This window comes from Paraburkholderia graminis C4D1M, from assembly GCF_000172415.1.
Classification (GTDB): domain Bacteria; phylum Pseudomonadota; class Gammaproteobacteria; order Burkholderiales; family Burkholderiaceae; genus Paraburkholderia; species Paraburkholderia graminis.
In genome coordinates this window covers 567,888-585,441 of the sequence record NZ_ABLD01000001.1, presented here as the reverse complement: position 1 = coordinate 585,441, position 17,554 = coordinate 567,888, and the positions used below count along the sequence as shown (strand labels likewise).

At 63.8% G+C, this 17,554-nt stretch carries 17 protein-coding genes; 9 read left to right on the top strand and 8 right to left on the bottom strand.

Annotated elements, in window-relative coordinates:
- Positions 1-5: 5 nt before the first annotated feature.
- Positions 6-1,670, bottom strand: coding sequence for an alpha-amylase family protein (locus BGRAMDRAFT_RS02585; protein WP_006047092.1), 1,665 nt, complete (start codon positions 1,668-1,670; stop codon positions 6-8).
- Between the two features lie 48 nt (positions 1,671-1,718).
- On the opposite strand from BGRAMDRAFT_RS02585, the gene BGRAMDRAFT_RS02580 reads away from it, so the two are divergent.
- Complete coding sequence (locus BGRAMDRAFT_RS02580; protein ID WP_006047091.1) at positions 1,719-3,293, top strand: alpha-amylase family glycosyl hydrolase; 1,575 nt, start codon at positions 1,719-1,721, stop codon at positions 3,291-3,293.
- A gap of 3 nt (positions 3,294-3,296) precedes the next feature.
- Here the strand turns inward: BGRAMDRAFT_RS02580 and BGRAMDRAFT_RS02575 are convergent, their stop codons facing one another.
- Together BGRAMDRAFT_RS02575 and BGRAMDRAFT_RS02570 are read right to left on the bottom strand one after the other, a co-directional pair.
- Positions 3,297-5,054: an ATP-binding protein gene (locus BGRAMDRAFT_RS02575; RefSeq protein ID WP_006047090.1), complete on the bottom strand. Its 1,758-nt coding sequence runs from the start codon at positions 5,052-5,054 to the stop codon at positions 3,297-3,299.
- A gap of 49 nt (positions 5,055-5,103) precedes the next feature.
- Positions 5,104-6,246, bottom strand: coding sequence for a substrate-binding domain-containing protein (locus BGRAMDRAFT_RS02570; protein ID WP_006047089.1), 1,143 nt, complete (start codon positions 6,244-6,246; stop codon positions 5,104-5,106).
- 301 nt (positions 6,247-6,547) lie between these two features.
- On the opposite strand from BGRAMDRAFT_RS02570, the gene BGRAMDRAFT_RS02565 reads away from it, so the two are divergent.
- From BGRAMDRAFT_RS02565 to nosR, 4 genes are all read left to right on the top strand, one after another.
- Positions 6,548-7,963 carry an ATP-binding protein gene (locus tag BGRAMDRAFT_RS02565; protein ID WP_006047088.1) on the top strand — a complete coding sequence of 472 codons (1,416 nt, stop codon included), beginning with the start codon at positions 6,548-6,550 and terminating at the stop codon, positions 7,961-7,963.
- 9 nt (positions 7,964-7,972) lie between these two features.
- A complete protein-coding gene (locus BGRAMDRAFT_RS02560) occupies positions 7,973-8,341 on the top strand; it encodes a response regulator (protein ID WP_006047087.1) in 369 nt (122 codons plus the stop codon).
- Positions 8,334-8,936, top strand: coding sequence for a chemotaxis protein CheC (locus BGRAMDRAFT_RS02555; RefSeq protein WP_006047086.1), 603 nt, complete (start codon positions 8,334-8,336; stop codon positions 8,934-8,936). The genes BGRAMDRAFT_RS02560 and BGRAMDRAFT_RS02555 overlap by 8 nt, the downstream gene beginning before the upstream one ends.
- 63 nt (positions 8,937-8,999) lie before the next feature.
- On the top strand, positions 9,000-10,421 hold the full coding sequence (gene nosR / locus BGRAMDRAFT_RS02550) for a response regulator c-di-GMP phosphodiesterase, NosR family (RefSeq protein ID WP_006047085.1): 1,422 nt from the start codon (positions 9,000-9,002) through the stop codon (positions 10,419-10,421).
- A gap of 25 nt (positions 10,422-10,446) precedes the next feature.
- Here the strand turns inward: nosR and BGRAMDRAFT_RS02545 are convergent, their stop codons facing one another.
- A complete protein-coding gene (locus BGRAMDRAFT_RS02545; RefSeq protein WP_006047084.1) occupies positions 10,447-10,944 on the bottom strand; it encodes a hypothetical protein in 498 nt (165 codons plus the stop codon).
- The gene (locus tag BGRAMDRAFT_RS02540; RefSeq protein ID WP_006047083.1) at positions 10,944-11,252 is read right to left on the bottom strand and encodes a DUF6566 family protein; all 309 of its coding nucleotides are present in this window, start codon (positions 11,250-11,252) and stop codon (positions 10,944-10,946) included. The genes BGRAMDRAFT_RS02545 and BGRAMDRAFT_RS02540 overlap by 1 nt, the downstream gene beginning before the upstream one ends.
- Before the next feature lie 116 nt (positions 11,253-11,368).
- On the opposite strand from BGRAMDRAFT_RS02540, the gene BGRAMDRAFT_RS02535 reads away from it, so the two are divergent.
- Complete coding sequence (locus BGRAMDRAFT_RS02535) at positions 11,369-12,277, top strand: DUF72 domain-containing protein (RefSeq protein WP_044020189.1); 909 nt, start codon at positions 11,369-11,371, stop codon at positions 12,275-12,277.
- A 19-nt stretch (positions 12,278-12,296) separates the two neighbouring features.
- Here the strand turns inward: BGRAMDRAFT_RS02535 and BGRAMDRAFT_RS02530 are convergent, their stop codons facing one another.
- The gene (locus BGRAMDRAFT_RS02530) at positions 12,297-12,971 is read right to left on the bottom strand and encodes a UdgX family uracil-DNA binding protein (RefSeq protein WP_006047081.1); all 675 of its coding nucleotides are present in this window, start codon (positions 12,969-12,971) and stop codon (positions 12,297-12,299) included.
- Between the two features lie 246 nt (positions 12,972-13,217).
- Between BGRAMDRAFT_RS02530 and BGRAMDRAFT_RS34865 the strand changes: the two genes are divergently transcribed.
- The 3 genes from BGRAMDRAFT_RS34865 (at position 13,218) to BGRAMDRAFT_RS02520 (ending at position 15,430) form a co-directional block, all read left to right on the top strand.
- Positions 13,218-13,388 carry a hypothetical protein gene (locus tag BGRAMDRAFT_RS34865; RefSeq protein ID WP_006047080.1) on the top strand — a complete coding sequence of 57 codons (171 nt, stop codon included), beginning with the start codon at positions 13,218-13,220 and terminating at the stop codon, positions 13,386-13,388.
- Between the two features lie 164 nt (positions 13,389-13,552).
- Entirely contained in the window at positions 13,553-14,818 is a 1,266-nt protein-coding gene (locus BGRAMDRAFT_RS02525) for an acyl-CoA dehydrogenase family protein (protein ID WP_006047079.1), read from the top strand.
- Positions 14,819-14,911: 93 nt separating this feature from the next.
- Positions 14,912-15,430: an SLATT domain-containing protein gene (locus tag BGRAMDRAFT_RS02520; RefSeq protein WP_006047078.1), complete on the top strand. Its 519-nt coding sequence runs from the start codon at positions 14,912-14,914 to the stop codon at positions 15,428-15,430.
- A gap of 10 nt (positions 15,431-15,440) precedes the next feature.
- Here BGRAMDRAFT_RS02520 and BGRAMDRAFT_RS02515 read toward each other — a convergent pair whose 3' ends face one another.
- A complete protein-coding gene (locus BGRAMDRAFT_RS02515; RefSeq protein ID WP_006047077.1) occupies positions 15,441-16,142 on the bottom strand; it encodes a YceH family protein in 702 nt (233 codons plus the stop codon).
- A gap of 258 nt (positions 16,143-16,400) precedes the next feature.
- Positions 16,401-17,549 carry an acetate/propionate family kinase gene (locus tag BGRAMDRAFT_RS02510; RefSeq protein WP_006047076.1) on the bottom strand — a complete coding sequence of 383 codons (1,149 nt, stop codon included), beginning with the start codon at positions 17,547-17,549 and terminating at the stop codon, positions 16,401-16,403.
- Between the last annotated feature and the right edge of the window lie 5 nt (positions 17,550-17,554).

The following is a 17,554-nucleotide window of genomic DNA, read 5'->3' as shown; positions in this document are numbered from 1 at the left end:
CGTGCCTAGACCTCGCCGCGCCGTAGCAGATAATCGAGCCCGCCGACCCGAAACCATCGATAGCCATACGGCTCGAGCACGACCGCATGACGGCCGTCGTCCTTCTCCTCGCTGTGATCGTCCGAGAGCAGGTTGATGAGCCGGTTCTGTTCCGGCTCCTTGCAGCCCGAGCGGAATTTCACCGTGCATGCCTGCGCGCCGAAGTTATGCAGGCATATCACCGAGTTGTTGCGCCAGTCGTAGCGAAGCGCGAGCACATCGTTGCGCGAGGTGCGCAGCACGGCGAAGTCGCCCCAACTGATTTCCGGCACTTCGCGGCGCATGCGGATCATGCGTTCCATCCAGTTCAGCAGCGAATTCGGATCGCGCCGCTGCGTCGCGACATTGATGCGCTCGAACCCGTAAGCGCCGCCCGTGATCACGCGGCACGGCGGCTTCGGGTGCTTGGTGAAGCCGCCTTCCGGTTCCGTCGACCATTGCATCGGCGTGCGCGCGCATTCGCGCTCGGGCAGGCGCAGGTCGTCGCCCATGCCGATTTCATCGCCGTAACGGAACACCGGCGTGCCGGGTAACGTCAGCATCAGACTGTAGGCGAGTTCGAGCCGGCGCCGGTCGCCCGCGAGCATCGGCGCAAGCCGGCGGCGAATGCCGCGCTCATAGAGCTGCATGTCGGGCTCGGGCGCGAACGCGGCAAACACGGCGTCGCGCTGCTCGGGCGTGAGGCGGCCAAGATCGAGCTCGTCGTGATTGCGCAGAAACACGCCCCATTGCGCGGTCGACGGACGCGGCCGCGTGGCCGTCAGCGCTTTTTTCAGCGGCGCGGTATCGCCGGTTGCCAGCGTGTAGAACGTGTGCTGATTGAGCTGGAAATTGAACATCATCTGCAGACGCTCGCCCTGATCGCCGAAATATTCGAGGTCGGTATTGGGCAGCACGTTGGCCTCGGCGAGAATGATCGCGTCGCCCTGACGCCATTGCAGGAACTCGCGAAACGCGCGCAGCATGTCGTATTGCTCGACGGGCTTCTTGACCTTCGGGCCTTTCGTCGCGATCACGAAAGGCACCGCGTCCATGCGAAAGCCCGACACGCCGAGCTGGATCCAGAAGCCCATGATCTTCAGCAATTCCGCGCGCACGTACGGGTTCGCCGTGTTGAGGTCCGGCTGAAAGTCGTAGAAGCGATGGAAATACCAGCGCTTCGCCTGCTTGTCGAACGACCATGTGGACTTCTGCACGCCGGGAAATACCACGCCGTCGTTGGCGTTCGGCGGCTGCCTGTCGGACCAGACATACCAGTCGCGATACTGCGACTCAGGATCGCTGCGTGCTTCCCTGAACCACGGGTGCTGATCGGACGTGTGATTAATGACCAGGTCGATCATCACGCGCAAGCCGCGCTCGCGGCACGCATGCGTGAACTCGGAGAAGTCGCCGAGCGTGCCGTATTTCGGATCGACGTTGTAGTAGTCGCAGATGTCGTAGCCGTTATCGCGCCCCGGCGAAGGCTGGAAAGGCATCAGCCACACCGTCGTCACGCCGAGCCCCTGCAGGTAGTCGAGGCGGCGCAGAAGGCCCTTGAAGTCGCCGACACCGTCGCCGTTCGCGTCCATGAACGTGCCTACCGAGAGGCAATACACAATCGCGTTCTTGTACCAAAGGTCATTGAGCATGCAACCTGCGCCTTGCGCCATAACAATCGATCGTTGAGAGGACTTGCAATGTCGGAACTGGCATGGTGGCAACGCGGCGTGATCTATCAGATCTATCCGCGCTCGTTTCAGGACAGCAACGGCGACGGCATCGGCGATCTCGCGGGCATGAGCTCGCGTCTGCCGTATCTCGCCGAACTGGGCGTCGATGCAGTGTGGGTGTCTCCGATCTACCCGTCGCCCATGGCCGACTTCGGTTACGACGTCGCGGACTACTGCAACATCGACCCGATGTTCGGCACTCTGGCCGACTTCAAGCAATTCGCGGACCGCGCCCACGGACTCGGCATGAAGGTGCTGCTCGACTTCGTGCCGAATCATTCGTCGGACCGGCATCCGTGGTTCGAGGAAAGCCGCTCGTCGCGCGACAATCCGAAGCGCGACTGGTATCTGTGGCGCGATCCGGCGCCCGGCGGCGGGCCGCCTAACAACTGGCAGAGCCGCATGGGCGGGTCCGCGTGGGAATGGGACGAGCGTACCGGCCAGTACTACTATCACGCGTTCCTGCGCGAACAGCCGGATCTGAACTGGCGCAACCCGCAGGTGCGCCGCGCGATGGACGACGTGCTGCGGTTCTGGCTGGATCACGGCGTCGACGGCTTTCGTGTCGACGTGCTGTGGCTTCTCATCAAGGACGCGCAGTTCCGCGACAATCCGCCGAACCCCGCCTATGAGCCGGGTCAGCCCGACCATCACCGGCAATTGCACACGTACACCGAAGACCAGCCCGAAGTGCACGACATCGTGCGCTCGATGCGCGCCACGCTCGCCGAATACGGCCAGCGTGTGCTGATCGGCGAGATCTATTTGCCGGTTCCGCAACTCATCCGCTATTACGGCGCGAACGGCGACGGCGCGGACATGCCGTTCAATTTCCAGTTGCTCAACGCAACATGGCATGCCGGCGAAATCGCACGCATGATCCGCGATTACGACACCGCGCTGCCCGAACACGCATGGCCGAACTGGGTGCTCGGCAATCACGACAATCCGCGCGTCGCTTCGCGCGTGGGCCTCGCGCAGGCACGCGTGGCCGCGGTGCTGCTGCTGACGCTGCGCGGCACGCCGACGCTGTATTACGGCGATGAAATCGGTATGACGGATGGCGTGATTCCGCCGGATCAGGTGCAAGACCCCGCTGAAATCCGCCAGCCTGGCATCGGCCAGGGACGCGATCCCGAGCGCACGCCGATGCAATGGGACACGTCGCTGCCGAACGCCGGTTTTACAACCGGCAGGTCATGGTTACCGGTCGCGAGCGAGACGAGCGTGCATATCCAGAACGGCGATCCGTCGAGCATGTTGTCGCTTTATCGCCGGCTGCTTAAATTGCGGCGCAACAATGCGGCGCTCGTGCAAGGCGCGATTGAACACGTCGCGGCTTATGGCGATGTGCTGACATACGAGCGGCATCACCGCGGCCAGCGTTTGTTCATTGCGCTGAACATGGGTGCAGCGGATGCCGAAGTCGAATCGCGTGAGGGCGTGGTGCTGCTCTCCACATTTGCGGGCCGCGACGGCCAGCCGCTCCGGCAAGGCGCGAATCGTCTTGCTGCGGGCGAGGCGCTGATTGCGTCGGTGTAATAGTTATTCTGCGCTTGCGGCCAGCGCTTCTTCGGGACTCTTCGGCAGCACCACTCTGAAGGTCGAGCCGTGCCCAACTTCGGAGCGCACCTCGATGCGCCCGCCCTGCTTCCTGACGATGCCATACGAAATCGACAAGCCGAGCCCCGTGCCTGTGCCGACCGGTTTGGTTGTAAAAAACGGATCGAAGATGCGGTCGCGATGTTCCGGCTTGATGCCCTGTCCGCTGTCTTCCACTTCGATCCATACGCTCGTTTCGTCGTGACCTGTGCGCACGACGATGTGCCCATGCCCTTCGATGGATTGCGCCGCGTTCATCAGCAGATTCATGAATACCTGGTTGAGTTGCGACGGAATGCATTCGAGCTCGGGAATCGCGCCGAACTCGCGCTTTAACTCAGCCTTGTACTTCAGCTCATTCCAGACGATGTTGATCGTCGTGTCGAGATTGCTCTCGAGATTGGCCCACTGCTTCTCGGCCTTGTCGACATGCGAAAAGTCCTTCAAGCCCTGCACGATGCGCTTGACTCGCTGCAAGCCTTCCACGGATTCGGAGAGCAGCGTCGGAATATCGCTGCGCAGATAGTCGATGTCGATCTCGCGCTTCAGTTCGATGAGCGCGGCCCGCGACTCCGCAATCAGCTCGGCCTCGCTGCGCTCATAAGCGGCGAGCGCGGTCAACAAGTCCGCCATATAGCGTTGCAGCGTGCCGAGGTTGGCATTCACAAAGCCAACCGGATTGTTGATCTCATGCGCAACGCCCGCGGCAAGCTGACCAATCGACGCGAGCTTTTCCGACTGCAACAACTGGCTATGCGCTTGCGCAAGCTCGTTGATGAGCGCTTCCTGACGCGCCTTTTCTTCACGCAGCGCGGCGTACGCATGCGCAAGCTGGCGCCGGTCGTCCTGGAACTGTTCGACCGCGCGCGCCATTTCGCCGATTTCGTCGCGGCCCTTCACCATGCGCGAGACGTGCTGCTCATCGGCAGGGTCGCCGCTGCGCAGATTGCTGCTGACCACTTCGAGCCGCGCGAGCACATGCTTGCCGAGAAACGCATGCGCGACGAGCCACGCAAACAGCAGGCTCACGGCAACGAGGCCGGTAATCCAGCGCTCGTGTCGCGCGGACGTTGCCGCGAGCCGCTGCACGGCCTGCTGAAACTCCTGCGTGCATCGGTCGGATTGAAGCTGCGCCGAGGCGACCATTGCGCTCGCTTGCTGACGCAGGCCGTCGCTGAATCGATCGCGCGAGGCGAGGGTTTGCGAATCGGCTCGCGCAGCCGTGCTGTTTTGATCCGCCATGTTAGGTGCATGCGCAATCGCCGCGCTCAACTCGCTCTCGCGCAACTGCGCGACGATGTTCACCGTGTTGCGAAACAACTGGCTCGCCTGATGAAGGTCGAGCACGCTGACGTCGTCGTCATTGGCGGCGGCGAGCCGGTCCGACAGGCGGTCGAATAGTTGCAGTTGCCTGATGATGTCCGCGTAGCTCGCACGCATTGCATCGAGCGAACCGGTGCTCGCGAGCCGCGCCGATTCGCGCTCGATCAGCAACGTGTGCTGCACCAGCGTGTCGGCGGCCTGCATGCGCGTGAGTTCGCCGGTGGCGAGCAGGCGCGTCTCGTTGGTCGCCACGCGCAGCGTGTAGACGGCGGTCAGGCCGCTCGTCGCGATCAGCAGCGTGAGCACGACCGTCGCCAGCGTGAACTGCCGGCGCAATGAGCGCGGCAACAGCTTCAGGCGTCTCGCCGCTAGTCGCATGAACTGCGCTCCGGGTGCGTTGTTTTGTTCATCGGCGCGTTCATCGCCTTTATCGCTTCCAGATGCCGCGATACAGGTTGCGATAGCCGTTGCCAGGATCGAACTGCCCTTGCAATCCGCCATCGAACGCGATGTTTGCGGCCGTCACCAGATGCACCGGCGACACATAACCTGTGACCGGCTGATGCGCGAGCAGCCGATTCAATTCGTCGACGAGTTGCCAGCCTTGAAAGTTGAGCGGCTCCGCGACCGTGCCGGTCTGGAACGTGCCGGCCTGAATGCGCAGGAAAGCGGCCGCGCTGCCGTCGCCCGCGGACAGCATGCTCAGGCCGCGGCCCATGTTGCCCGCGCGCGTGAGCGCGGGCGCCGCGTAGTCGAAGTAGATGTCGTTGATCGACAGCGCGTAGTTCCAGCTCTTGCCGTATTGCGCGAGCAGTTCGTCGGTGACCGCGGGCATCTGCTCGGCGCTTTTTGAAATCGCCACGTCGCGCACGGCAAGCAGCCGGCAATCGCGGCATGCACGAATCACGTCGAGCATGGCATCCGTCTTGGCTCTTGCGATCTGGAAATTGCCGTCGGTAAACACCACGACGCCCGCGCGCGCGCCTGACTGAATCACCGCGGCCATCGCCGTGAGGCGCGCGACGTCGAGCGGATTGGTCGACACGTTCATCGCGACCGGACTGTTCGTCATTGCGCCTGCAATTGGCCCGACATGCCAGCCGACGAGCGGAATGCGGCGCGCCGCGAACGGCTGTAAGTCCTGCTTCATCTCGCCCGCGTCGACGCCGACGAGGATCGCGCCGTCCGGCTGCAATGCGAGCGCCGCGGCAACGGCCTTGCTGCGGCCTTCAGCGGTTCCGTGCGCATCGTAGACACGCGTATTCCAACCGATCGCGTTGGCGGCTTCCTTGATGCCTTTCGCGACGCCCAGCACGCCGCCGTTACGCAGATCCTCGCTGATGATCGCGATGCTCGCGCCCGCCACCGCCGACGGCCCGGACTTCGGGCCGCTCCAATGCGACGCCGGTTCGCTCGCGCTATCCACGGCGCGCTGCATCGCGGCGAGGTCGAGCGCGGTGTCGGCTGTCGCGCGATGAGCGGGCTGCGGCGCGCTCTGTCCGCATACGGGACGCATGCACAGGCCGCAGAGCACGAGCAACGCGGCCGTGAGCCCAAGGCGTGAACGCATGAATTCTCCCGATATGCCGAACGATGCGTCATCGCCGCGCGCTCTCCCCAATGCGGAGCGTGCGAGGCGAGACATTCCTCTTGCTCGTGTTAACGGCGGATTCGCGGCCTGCTTGATACGCCATGCATTACGGGAAACCCTTGCATTGCGGTTGGTGTTGCCGTTGCGCTTTTGCGCCACGTGGCATGCGCTTTGGCCCAGGGTAAATACCGCTCCGCGCCCGCCCCTTACTTTCCGTTAATTCATTCATGGCGGCGAAGAGAGCGCCGCATGCTTTGTCTTTTCACGGGCCATTTCTTCGGTGAAAACCAGTCTGTCGGAAGCTATTGTCGAGCGCGTGAACTGCGGCGTCTTCACCGTCGATCGCGAGTTACGTATCCTGACGTGGAATCGCTTCATGCAATCGCATAGCGGGCGTTCGGCCGAATCGGTAGTCGGCCAGAATCTGCTCGACGTGTTTCCCGAACTGCCGCGGCAATGGCTGAGCAGAAAGATCGAAGGCGTGTTCGTGCTGGGCACGCCGGCTTATTCGTCGTGGGAACATCGGCCGTATCTGTTTCGCTTCGAGCATTCGCGTCCGATCACGGGCACGATCGACGCGATGCGCCAGAACTGCAACTTCATTCCGATCGAGAACAGCCGCGGCGAAGTGGTCGCGGTCGGCGTCGCGATCGTCGATACGACCGACGTGTGCATTGCGTACGGCGAGCTTCAGGATCGCGAGAAGGCGGTCACGAACGCGCTGGCCGAGCTGACCGTGCGCAACCAGCAGCTTACTTCGCTCAACGATGCGCTCGCCCATGCGCATCAGCAATTGCTGCAATCGGAGAAGCTGGCCGCGATCGGCCAACTCGCGGCGGGCGTCGCGCATGAGATCAACAATCCGGTCGGCTTCGTGCTGTCGAACCTGAACACACTCGACGGCTACGTGAAGACGCTGATCCGTTATGCAGCCGACGTTCAACGCATGGTGAGCGAAGCCGCGCCCGCACTGAAGCATGACATCGAGGCGCTCGCGGAACAGGCGGACCTCGACTATCTGCTCGGCGACGCACCGACGCTCGTGCACGAATCGAAGGAAGGACTCGCGCGCGTGCGCACCATTGTGGTCGATCTGCGCGACTTCTCGCGTGTGGACAGCACGCAGGTATGGGAACTCGCGGACATTCATCGCTGCATCGAGTCGACGCTGAACATCGTCCATAACGAAGTGAAGTACTGCGCGCATCTCGTGCGCGAATATGCGGAGATTCCATTCGTGCGCTGCATTCCGTCGCAGATCAGCCAGGTCGTGCTCAACCTGGTCGTGAACGCGGCGCAGGCTTACGGCGGCAATCACGAGCAGCACGGCGCGCCGCGCGGCACCATCACCGTGCGCACCGGCATGGATGCGGCCGACCCGTCGCGCGTGTGGTTCGAAGTCGCCGACATGGGCTGCGGCATCCCGCCTGAACTGTTGAAGCGCATTTTCGATCCGTTCTTTACGACGAAACCCGTGGGCCAGGGGACCGGCCTCGGTTTGTCGGTGACCTATGGAATCGTCAACGCGCATCGCGGCACGATCTCCGTGGCGAGCACCATCGGCGAAGGCACCACCTTCCGCGTCACGCTGCCCGTCGACGGAGCGCAGCCTGAAGACAGCAACACCGAAGCGCTCGCGCAAAGCGGTTCGCTCGATGCAATCGCGTTGCCGGCGCAGTCGCCGGCAGCCACATGAGGTAGACCTATGCCATTGCCTGTACTCGTTGTCGACGATTCGACACTCGCCCGCAAACTATTGATCCGCTCGCTGCCCGAGGAGTGGGACATCGAGATCACCCAGGCGTCGGACGGCGCGGCCGCGCTCGAGCTGTATCGCGCCGGCAAGGGCGCCGTGATGTTTCTCGATCTGACGATGCCCGTCATGAACGGCTTTCAGGTGCTCGAAGCGATCCAACACGAGGGCCTCGATACGTTTGTGATCGTCGTGTCGGCGGACGTGCAGTGCGGCGCCGTCGAGCGCGCGAAGTCGCTCGGCGCGATCGGCTTCATTTCCAAGCCGGTATCGCCCGAAGCGATCCGGCCGATTCTCGCGGAGTACGGTCTCCATGAATGAACAGTTTCTGAACGAAGACCAGCGCGACGCGTTGCAGGAGATCTGCAACGTCGGCATGGGCAAGGCCGCCGCCGCACTGGCCAAACTGCTGGGCGCTTTCGTCACGCTGTCGGTGCCGAATATCCGCGTCGTCGGCGTCGAGCAATTGCGCGTCGCGCTCGGCGCACAGGACGACAGCGAATTGCGGCCGGTGCGCCAGGCGTTTCAATCCGACATATCCGGCGAGGCGATCGTGCTGGTCGGCAAGGACGGCCAGCGCGAACTGCAACAACTGATGGGTCATGACGTCGGCGAGCCCGACACCGAAGTCGAAGTGTTGTGCGACATCACGAACCTGCTGGTCGGCGCCTGCGTGCAAAGCGTGTTCGAGCAGTTGGGGCGGCACATCTGCTTCTCGCAACCGACGCTGTTGCCTTGTGCGACGAAGACGCAGGACGGACTGCTGCCCGGCGGACGCTGGGACGTCGCGCTGCTGCTCGAGATTCACTTCACGCTCGAGCAAGGCGGCTTCGGCGCGCGCATGGTGCTGTTGCTGCCCGATGCGGCGATCCGCGGAATGAAGGAAGCGCTCGACCACTTTCTGGAAGCGCTGTAATGCGGGCCGATGCAAAGCGCGCTGTAAAACGCGCTGTTATTTGCGCTAACCACGAGGTTAATCATGGCTGAGCTTCAGGCAACCGGCAATTCCATCGAGCCCGCTCGCGAAGAACCCGTGCAGCAAACACTGCCCGCTTCTTTCGATGCCGTTGCGGATGCCGCGCCCGCGACAGTCCCCACGCTGCTGCTCGTCGACGATGAGCCCGGCGTGATCTCGTCGCTCAAACGCCTGCTGCGCCCGCTGAAGTACGAGGTGCTGAGCGCGAACAGCGGCGCGGAAGCACTCACGCTGCTCGAATCGGCGCGCGTCGACGTGATCATTTCCGACATGCGCATGCCGAACATGGACGGCGCGGAGTTTCTGTCGCGCTCGCGCAGCATGGCGCCCGACGCGATCCGCATTCTGCTCACCGGCTATTCCGAAGTCGATGCGGTCGTGCGCGCGGTCAACGAAGGCCACGTCTATCACTATCTGCACAAGCCGTGGGACGACCAGGATCTGCTGCTCACGATCCAGCGCGCGCTCGAACAGCTCGCGCTGCAACGCAAGACCGAACGGCTCGCCGCGCTGTTGCAGGAGCAGAACGAGAAGCTCTCGTCGTTCAACATGGAACTCGAGCGCGAGGTCGATGCACGCACCGAGGAAATACGTCAGACCGTGATGTTTCTCGAAGGCGCGCAACAAGACCTCAAAAGCAACTTCCTGACGATGGTGAAGGTCTGCGCGAACATGGTCGAAATGCGCTGCGGGTTGCCCGGCCATTCGGCGCGAATCGGCGAGACGGCAAGACAGCTCGGCGCCGCGCTCGGCCTGAGCGACTACGCGTGCAACGAATTGCTGATGGCGGGCTTGCTGCACGGCATCGGCAAGCTGTTTCTGCCCGATGCGCTGCTGAAGACGCCTATCGCCAAGCTGCAGCCGCAGGAAGCGAAGCTCTATCAGCTTCATCCGTTGCATGGGCAGATGGCGCTCACGCCGGTCTCGCAACTAAGCGGCGTGCAGGCGATGATTCGCCATCAGTATGAACGTTACGACGGACGCGGCACGCCGGATGGCCTGCTCGGTGGCCTGATTCCGCTCGGCGCTCGCGTGCTTGCGCTGGCGCGCGATGCGGAAGATTTGCGCATCGGCGTGATTGCACCGCAAAAGATGAACGACGCGCAGATCATCTCGACCGTGCGCGCGCAAAGCGGCATTCGTTACGATCCGGCGATTGCGGAGAAGTACATCGAGTTGCTGATGAAGCACGCGGAATTGACGCCGGAAGGCGTGCCCGACCGCGTCGACGCATCGCATCTTAAGGAAGGCATGAAGCTCGCCGACGATCTGCGCACGTCGCGCGGCACGCTGCTGATGACCAAGGGCAAGGTGCTGTCCGCCGAGCAGGTCACGCAGATTCGCCGCTATGAAATCCACGAGGGCGAGCCGTTCGTGATTCTGGTCGAGCGCGCGGCGGAGGTGCGGAAGGCGGAAGTGGCGTGAGCGGGCCGGATGAGGTCACGTCAGCTCATTCGTTGCTGTTGCTGTTGCCGTTGCCGCGGCACAGCGCGGCGGCCGCGAAACCTGCTGCGAGCGCCGCATACACGTAGAACATCGAGCGCTTCGTCAAATGCGCTTCAAAGCCTGGCGTGAGACGGCGCGGCACCATGTGATAGTCGACGGTATAAGCGACGGCCGCAGTCGTAACCGCACTCGCCGCGATGTCCGCGACACCGGCGCGGCGTTTTACATGGCACTGCCAGCGGTCCAGTAATCCTTCGAACAGCACGCCCCAAAAAATCGCCGACGCCTGATGGATCGCGAGACCCGTCAGCGTGAAGCGCGCGCTCGGACCCGTTTCGCTGAACGCGCGGCGCGGCCACAAGCAATGCGTGACGGCGTTGAGCGGCGCGTACGGCGTGCTGCCGTCGGCGCGCGCTCGCGCGGCGGCCGCGACGGCTGCGGCGCTGCCCGCCGCAGTGCCCGACACCGTCGCGCGGCACACGAGATTGGCGAGACGGTTCATCAGTCGCCTCCCGATCCGTGCGCTGAATCTTCGAGACCGTGTCCGGCCTTGCTTCGCTCGACCAGATAGCAGCCGCGCTCGACGCCATCGCGTAACGCCTCGGCATGCGTCGTCCATTCCGGTGTGACCGGTTCGACGTCGGGCAGCGCGAACGGCTTGCCGTCCACGGACGCGTCGATTCGCGCGACCCACGCGCCCCGATCGTTCTGCTTCGCACTGACGACGATATCCACGCCGCGATGCGTCACGCGCATCGTGCCGTCGCTTTGCGTCTCGAGGTCCGTGCTGCGGAAATCCGTGCCTGCCATGCGTGCCTCCAATGCATCGTCCGATACGCGGATGGAGCAACGTGCGTGCCCTGCGATGGCACGGCCATTGCTGCGCCCCAGGTTCAGAGACAGACGTCAGACATTTGGGCATCGACGTGAAAAGCACATCCGGCGAGATTCATATCGGCATTTCAGGCTGGCGCTACAAAGGGTGGCGCGGGACGTTCTATCCGAAGGGCCTGAAGCAGGACAGCGAGTTGCAGTACGCATCGGGCCTCATGCAGACGATCGAAATCAACGGTACGCACTACAGCCTGCAATCGCTCGACAGTTGGCTGCACTGGTACGCCGAAACGCCGCCCGGTTTTGTTTTCAGCGTGAAAGGCGCGCGCTATCTGACGCACCTTCTGCGCTTTCGCGACGAGACGGCCACCGTCGCGTGTGCGAATTTTTTCGCGCAGGGACTGCTCGCGCTGAAGGACAAGCTCGGGCCGATACTGTGGCAATTTCCACCGTCGTTGCGTTTCGATCCCGAGCACATGGAGCGCTTCCTGAGCCTGCTGCCGCGCGATACCGAAGCGGCGCTCGCGCTCGCGCAACAGCACGATCAGCGCGTGAAGACGCCGTATGTCGAGATCGACCGCAAACGCAAATTGCGTCACGCGATTGAAGTGCGTCACGACAGTTTCGTCGACCCCGCGTTCGTGAAGCTGCTGCGTCGTCACAAGGTCGCGCTCGTCGTGTCGGATTCGACTGAAGCATGGCCGCAGTTCGAGGATCTCAGCGCGGGCTTCGTCTACATCCGTCTGCACGGCACCGAGACCAAGTATTCGGGAGAGTACTCCGATGCGGCGCTCGAACGATGGGCGCGCAGAATCGAATCGTGGAGCCAGGGTTCGCAGCCCGCCGACGCACGTCTCGCCGCGCCGGCCCTGCAGCCGCCTCGCGCGCAAACGCGCGACGTGTACTGCTATTTCGACAACGACGCAAAAACCAACGCGCCGTTCGACGCGCAACGATTGATGGAGCGCCTCGGGCTGCACGCGCAGCAAGCGGCGGCGTGAGAGCACGCCACGCCCGCTTCTATTTGCGCCGCTGCGCGAGTTTTTTCGCGTCCTGCAGCGCGGCGACGATCGCCGCATACGCGCGATGCCGCGTCTCGGGATCGGGCGCACGCAAAGCGAACGAAGGATGATACGTCGCGACCACGAGCCGGTCGCCATGTTCGATGACCTTGCCGATTGAATCCTGCAAGCGCGACTTCGGATCTTCGAGCACGGCTTTCAGCGCGGTCGCGCCCAATGCGACGATCACGTGAGCGCCGACGCTCTCGAGTTCCTGATCGAGCCAGTAGCGGCACGCGTCCACCTCGCGTTGCCCCGGCGTTTTATGCATGCGGCGCTTGCCGCGCGGCGTCCATTTGAAATGCTTGACCGCGTTGGTCACATAGACTTCCTTGCGACCGACGCCGGCTTCGACGAGCGCGTCGTCGAGCAACGCGCCGGCTGGGCCGACAAACGGCAAGCCTTGCAGATCTTCCTTGTCGCCCGGCTGCTCGCCGACCATCATGATCGGCGCGCGGCGTGGACCGGCGCCCGGCACGCCTTGGGTCGCGTTGGCCCAGAGCGGACAGCGGCGGCAATCGTCGAGCGTCGCGGGATGCTGGTCGGGATCGACCTCGGGCGCGGCCGGCTCTTCGCCTTCCGAGGATGATGGGCGCTTGGGTGTGCGCTTCGGTGTGCGCTTCGTGGTAACCATAGTTCGTCGCGTTGCGCTGCTCGCTTCGCGTTTTTTGCATGGGGCGGATATGCACGCGAAGCAAGCAAGCCGCGTTCCGACGATTGGCCACGCACTGCATCATGAAGCCAGGCGCGCAATGTGCTTGGGAATAAGCCTGCCGATGGCCCTTGCGTTAGCGGCATCATAGGCAACCATCGGAGCGCACGGTAAATTTTTCACGGCAGGCAACCGGCGCCATGAGCCGACAACAGAAGGAGAAAAACGATGACCCTGCTTATCTACCTGGTCGGATGGATCATTTTTATCGGCGGCGTCGCGTGGGGATTGACGGCGCTGCACGTCGCGCAGCACATCATCGCGATCGTGGCCGTGATTCTGTTCGGCATCGCGGTCATCACCGGTGCGACGCGAGCGCGCAATCGGGATCGGTCGTGACAGGAGTGGACTTGCGCACGCGTCCAGAGCGCGTGCCGTCCATGCACGCGCCAAATCCATTCCTCTCTCCCTGCTAAGAATCAGCGAAATCCTTCGTTGCTCCGCGCTCGCCGTATGTCTTACCGTTGCCGGATTGCGCATTGCGCGTCCCATACGGAGAACCCATGTCCGCGCCCTCTTCACACGACAACCCGCCGCATGCGGCCGGCCTTGCCGATGCCGCGCAACTTTTCGACGACAACGCGCTGACGCGCCGCTTCGCGCCCGTGTTCGCGCGCATCGCAGAAGGCGCGGTGCATCGCGAACGGCATCGCGAGCTTGCCTACGAACCCGTCGAATGGTTGCGCGAAGCCGGCTATACGAAGCTGCGCGTACCGACGCAATACGGCGGCGAAGGGGTGTCGCTGAGCGAGTTCCTTGGCCTCGTCACGCGCCTCGGCGAAGCGGATTCGAACCTGCCGCAAATCCTGCGCGTGCATGGCGGCTTTATCGAATCACTGCTGGAATATGGCGACGACGCGTTGCGCGACCGCTGGCTCACACGCGTCGCGCAAGGGCAGATCATCGGCGGCGCCGTGGCCGAACGCACCGCCGTCACCAACAACAGCCTGCGTCTCACGCAGACCGACGGCGCGTGGCATCTCGACGGAGAGAAGTACTACACCACCGGCACGCTCTACGCGGACTGGGTCGACGTCACCGCGCACGACGGCGAAAGCGACCTGCGCGTGCTCGTCAAAACCGACACGCCGGGTCTCGAACGTATCGACGATTGGGACGGTTTCGGCCAGCGCCTGACGGGCAGCGGCACCACGCGCTTTAACCATGTGCCCATCTCGCGCGAGAACGTGTACCGGCGCTATGACGCGTCGGCGCCGCGCCGCAACAGCGTACTCACGTCGTACTATCAGGCGCTGCACATCGCGAATCTCGCAGGCATTAGCCGTGCCGCGCTACGCGACGCCGTCGCCTTCGCGCAGGCAAAGACGCGAACCTTCGGAATCCCAGGCGAATCGAGTCCGCGCGACAATCCGCTCGTGCAACGCGTCGTGGGCCGGCTCGCGAGCCTCGCCTATTCGACGCAAAGCATCAGTGCATCGCTCGCAAGGGCCATCGACGAAGTACTGATCGCACGGCACGAAGGCCGCACGACCGAAGAGACCTATTTCCGGCTCGACATCCAGACCTTCCAGGCGCAGCAGATCGCCATCGAGCAAACGTTGCAGGCCGCGACGCTGCTGTTCGAAGTGGGCGGCGCATCGGCGACGAGCGAAACGCGGCGCTTCGACCGCTACTGGCGCAATGCGCGCGTGCTCGCGTCGCACAATCCGGCGATCATCCGCGAGGCCGCCATCGGCGACTTCTATCTGAATGGCAGGCCGCACAACGAGCGCTTCGGCATAGCGCGGCCGGCCGCGCAGGCGGCGTGACACGCGCGGCTCCAGGCCGCGCCTTCATGTGGCACAGTAACGTCATCGGTGCACGCGCGCGGAGCGCGGCACGCCACTGCCCTGACGAGCCCCATGAAGAATCTGCCTGCCTACGAGCCGCCGGTCGACGAACAGCAGCTTCTGCTGAAATGGATCCGACGCGCGCGCGAATCCCAGATGAGTCACTACGACATGGCCGATCTGCTGTCCGCGCGCGACCGGCAGATGGGCTGGCTCGTCACTGTGCTGGCCGCGTTCGTGGGCACGGCCGTGTTTGCCTCGCTGAATTCGAGCGCCGTTTCGTTCGAGGTCAGGATGCTGGTCGGGCTCGTGAGCGTGGTTGCCGCGGTGTCGGCGGCGCTGCAAACGTATCTGCGGTATGCGGAGCGCGCCGAAAAACATCGCGCGGCGGGCGCGCGTTATGGCGCGGTGCGGCGGCGTCTCGAATCGGTTTTCGCGGGCGACCCCGACGCGCGCGACGGCCACTATCTGACCGCTATTCGCGACGAGCTCGACCGGCTCGCACAAGACTCGCCGAATGTGCCGCCGCGCAATTTCTATCGCACGCAGCGTGCGTTATCCACCGATCCGCGCCGCGGCACCGACACCTGAGCGTCAAAGCTCACGCATCGAGATCGTTCGCGTCGATGCCCAGCTCGGCGGCCATGCGCCGCACCACCACCTGCAGCCGGCTGACTTCGTCGGCGAGTCTTTTTTGCTCGGCTTTCAGCGCCTCGAACGCGGAGAGCGGCACGCTTTCGTCCGCGCTGCCGCCCGGCTGCGCGAACTCGCTCAGGTTCACTTCGCCGCACAGCAAATGCATCCAGCGATGTTCGCGCTCGCCTGGCGTGCGAGGCAGTCTGACGACACGCGGCGGATCGTTCGCGGCGAGTTCGTCGAGAAACGCTTCGACCGACGAAATATCGGCGAATCCATGAAAGCGCGCGCTGTTCAAACGCAATTCCGCGGCCGTCTGCGGGCCGCGCAGCAGCAACGTGGTCAGCAACGCAGCCGATTGACTAGGCAATCCAAGCACGCGATTCATGTTGTGCTCGAAGCGCGGCACGCGGCTGCTGCTGCCTTCCATGACGAGGCTGAGCCGCTTGAGGCCGTCGAGCGCGGTCAGCACTTCGGCTTCGGTCGCGTTCATCACCGGCGAGCGGCCGGTCTTCTGGTTGCAGCCCAACGTCAGTGCGTTGAGCGAAAGCGGATAACTATCGGGCACCGTGTGCTGTTTTTCGACGAGCACGCCAAGCACGCGCCCCTCGAGCAGCGTCAACGCGCGGATCGAAGGACGGGAGGGAACATCGGGAGTCGAATTCATGTGGTGTAGCGGCATGGCTGCCGTGGTGATCGGTGAAACGCCTTGCCGCGCTCAGCGAGGCGGCACTTTTCTGGTTGTGGGCACTATGATAAACGGCCTGGGCGCCGGCGGTGCATCTATCTCGCCGCAGCGGGTCGTATCGCGCGCCGCTGGGCATGTCGCCTGCCTGGCTTTCTGCTTTTTCACATGGAGTATTCGATGCCTATGCGTTTGCAGCCGGTCCTGCGCGTGAGCGCCGTGTCGCTCGCAGTGGGAGCATCACCCACGCAACAACGCACGGCAATGCCTCGCAATCTGTTTCTCCTCTTCCGTATGAACCGCCCTCACCTTGCCCGACGCATCGCCCTCCCGAAGGCCAAGAAACCCCAGTCCCTCGCAGATGCGCTTGCGAATCTCCGCGCTATGCTCGCCAATGCCGCCGGTGAACACCAATAGGTCGATGCCGCCCAGCAAGGCCGCATATCCGCCGATGGTCTTGCGCACCGCCGTGGCGAACGCGTCGAGCGCGAGGGACGCATTCGCGTCGCCCGCCGCCGCGCGTTGTTCGAGCGCCTGCATGTCGCTCTCGCCATCGGCGTAACCGGCGAGGCCGCTGTGCCGGTTCAGCAGCGTTTCGAGCGCGTCCGCGTCGAGCTTTTCCACACGCATCAGATACAGCAACACGCCCGGATCGAGATCGCCGCAGCGCGTGCCCATCGGCACGCCGCCGGTTGGCGTCATGCCCATCGACGTATCGATCGATTTCCCGTCGCGCAACGCGCATACGCTCGAACCGTTGCCGAGATGAGCGAACACCGCGCGCGGCGGAAGCGCCGCGCCCAGTTGCGCGACGAGCGATTCGTACGAAAGCCCGTGAAATCCATAGCGAATCACGCCGGCATCCGCATAACGGCGCGGCAACGCGAGCCGCGCCGCGCGCGGCGGCAGCGTCGCATGAAACGCGGTGTCGAAGCAGGCAAAGTGCCCGGCGTTGCCGAAGATGGTCTGCGCCTCGTCGATCAACGCAAGCGCCGGCGGAATATGCAGCGGCGCAAAATGCACGGCATCCTGCAAACGGCGGCGCACCTCGGGCGTGAGCCGCTGATGCGTGCGCAGATGCGGCCCGCCATGCACCACGCGATGCCCGACCGCCGTTGGCTGCGCATAGTGCTGAGCGGCAAGCACAGCCGAGAGCTTTTGCAACGCATCGGTCTGCGATTCCAGCACATGCTGCTCGTGCACCAGCACGCGTGCGTCCGGCGCAGCAATGCGCAGGCTGCCGTCGCCGCGGCCGATGCCTTGCGCGCTGCCTTCGAGCAGCAGCGATTCGTCGTCGCCCGAATGCGCGAACAGCCCGAACTTCAGTGACGACGATCCGCTGTTCAGCACGAGAATGGTCGGCGGCGAAGCGCCGTGCTGCGTGTTCATGACGC

Excerpts from the sequence above, each read along its gene's own strand:
- nosR (WP_006047085.1), top strand. The coding sequence starts at position 9,000 with ATGGCTGAGCTTCAGGCAACCGGCAATTCCATCGAGCCCGCTCGCGAA.
- BGRAMDRAFT_RS02560 (WP_006047087.1), top strand. The coding sequence starts at position 7,973 with ATGCCATTGCCTGTACTCGTTGTCGACGATTCGACACTCGCCCGCAAA.
- BGRAMDRAFT_RS02585 (WP_006047092.1), bottom strand. The coding sequence starts at position 1,670 with ATGCTCAATGACCTTTGGTACAAGAACGCGATTGTGTATTGCCTCTCG.
- BGRAMDRAFT_RS02580 (WP_006047091.1), top strand. The coding sequence starts at position 1,719 with ATGTCGGAACTGGCATGGTGGCAACGCGGCGTGATCTATCAGATCTAT.
- BGRAMDRAFT_RS02545 (WP_006047084.1), bottom strand. The coding sequence starts at position 10,944 with ATGAACCGTCTCGCCAATCTCGTGTGCCGCGCGACGGTGTCGGGCACT.
- BGRAMDRAFT_RS02540 (WP_006047083.1), bottom strand. The coding sequence starts at position 11,252 with ATGGCAGGCACGGATTTCCGCAGCACGGACCTCGAGACGCAAAGCGAC.
- BGRAMDRAFT_RS02515 (WP_006047077.1), bottom strand. The coding sequence starts at position 16,142 with ATGAATTCGACTCCCGATGTTCCCTCCCGTCCTTCGATCCGCGCGTTG.
- BGRAMDRAFT_RS02530 (WP_006047081.1), bottom strand. The coding sequence starts at position 12,971 with ATGGTTACCACGAAGCGCACACCGAAGCGCACACCCAAGCGCCCATCA.
- BGRAMDRAFT_RS02570 (WP_006047089.1), bottom strand. The coding sequence starts at position 6,246 with ATGCGTTCACGCCTTGGGCTCACGGCCGCGTTGCTCGTGCTCTGCGGC.
- BGRAMDRAFT_RS02525 (WP_006047079.1), top strand. The coding sequence starts at position 13,553 with ATGTCCGCGCCCTCTTCACACGACAACCCGCCGCATGCGGCCGGCCTT.
- BGRAMDRAFT_RS34865 (WP_006047080.1), top strand. The coding sequence starts at position 13,218 with ATGACCCTGCTTATCTACCTGGTCGGATGGATCATTTTTATCGGCGGC.
- BGRAMDRAFT_RS02555 (WP_006047086.1), top strand. The coding sequence starts at position 8,334 with ATGAATGAACAGTTTCTGAACGAAGACCAGCGCGACGCGTTGCAGGAG.
- BGRAMDRAFT_RS02510 (WP_006047076.1), bottom strand. The coding sequence starts at position 17,549 with ATGAACACGCAGCACGGCGCTTCGCCGCCGACCATTCTCGTGCTGAAC.
- BGRAMDRAFT_RS02575 (WP_006047090.1), bottom strand. The coding sequence starts at position 5,054 with ATGCGACTAGCGGCGAGACGCCTGAAGCTGTTGCCGCGCTCATTGCGC.
- BGRAMDRAFT_RS02520 (WP_006047078.1), top strand. The coding sequence starts at position 14,912 with ATGAAGAATCTGCCTGCCTACGAGCCGCCGGTCGACGAACAGCAGCTT.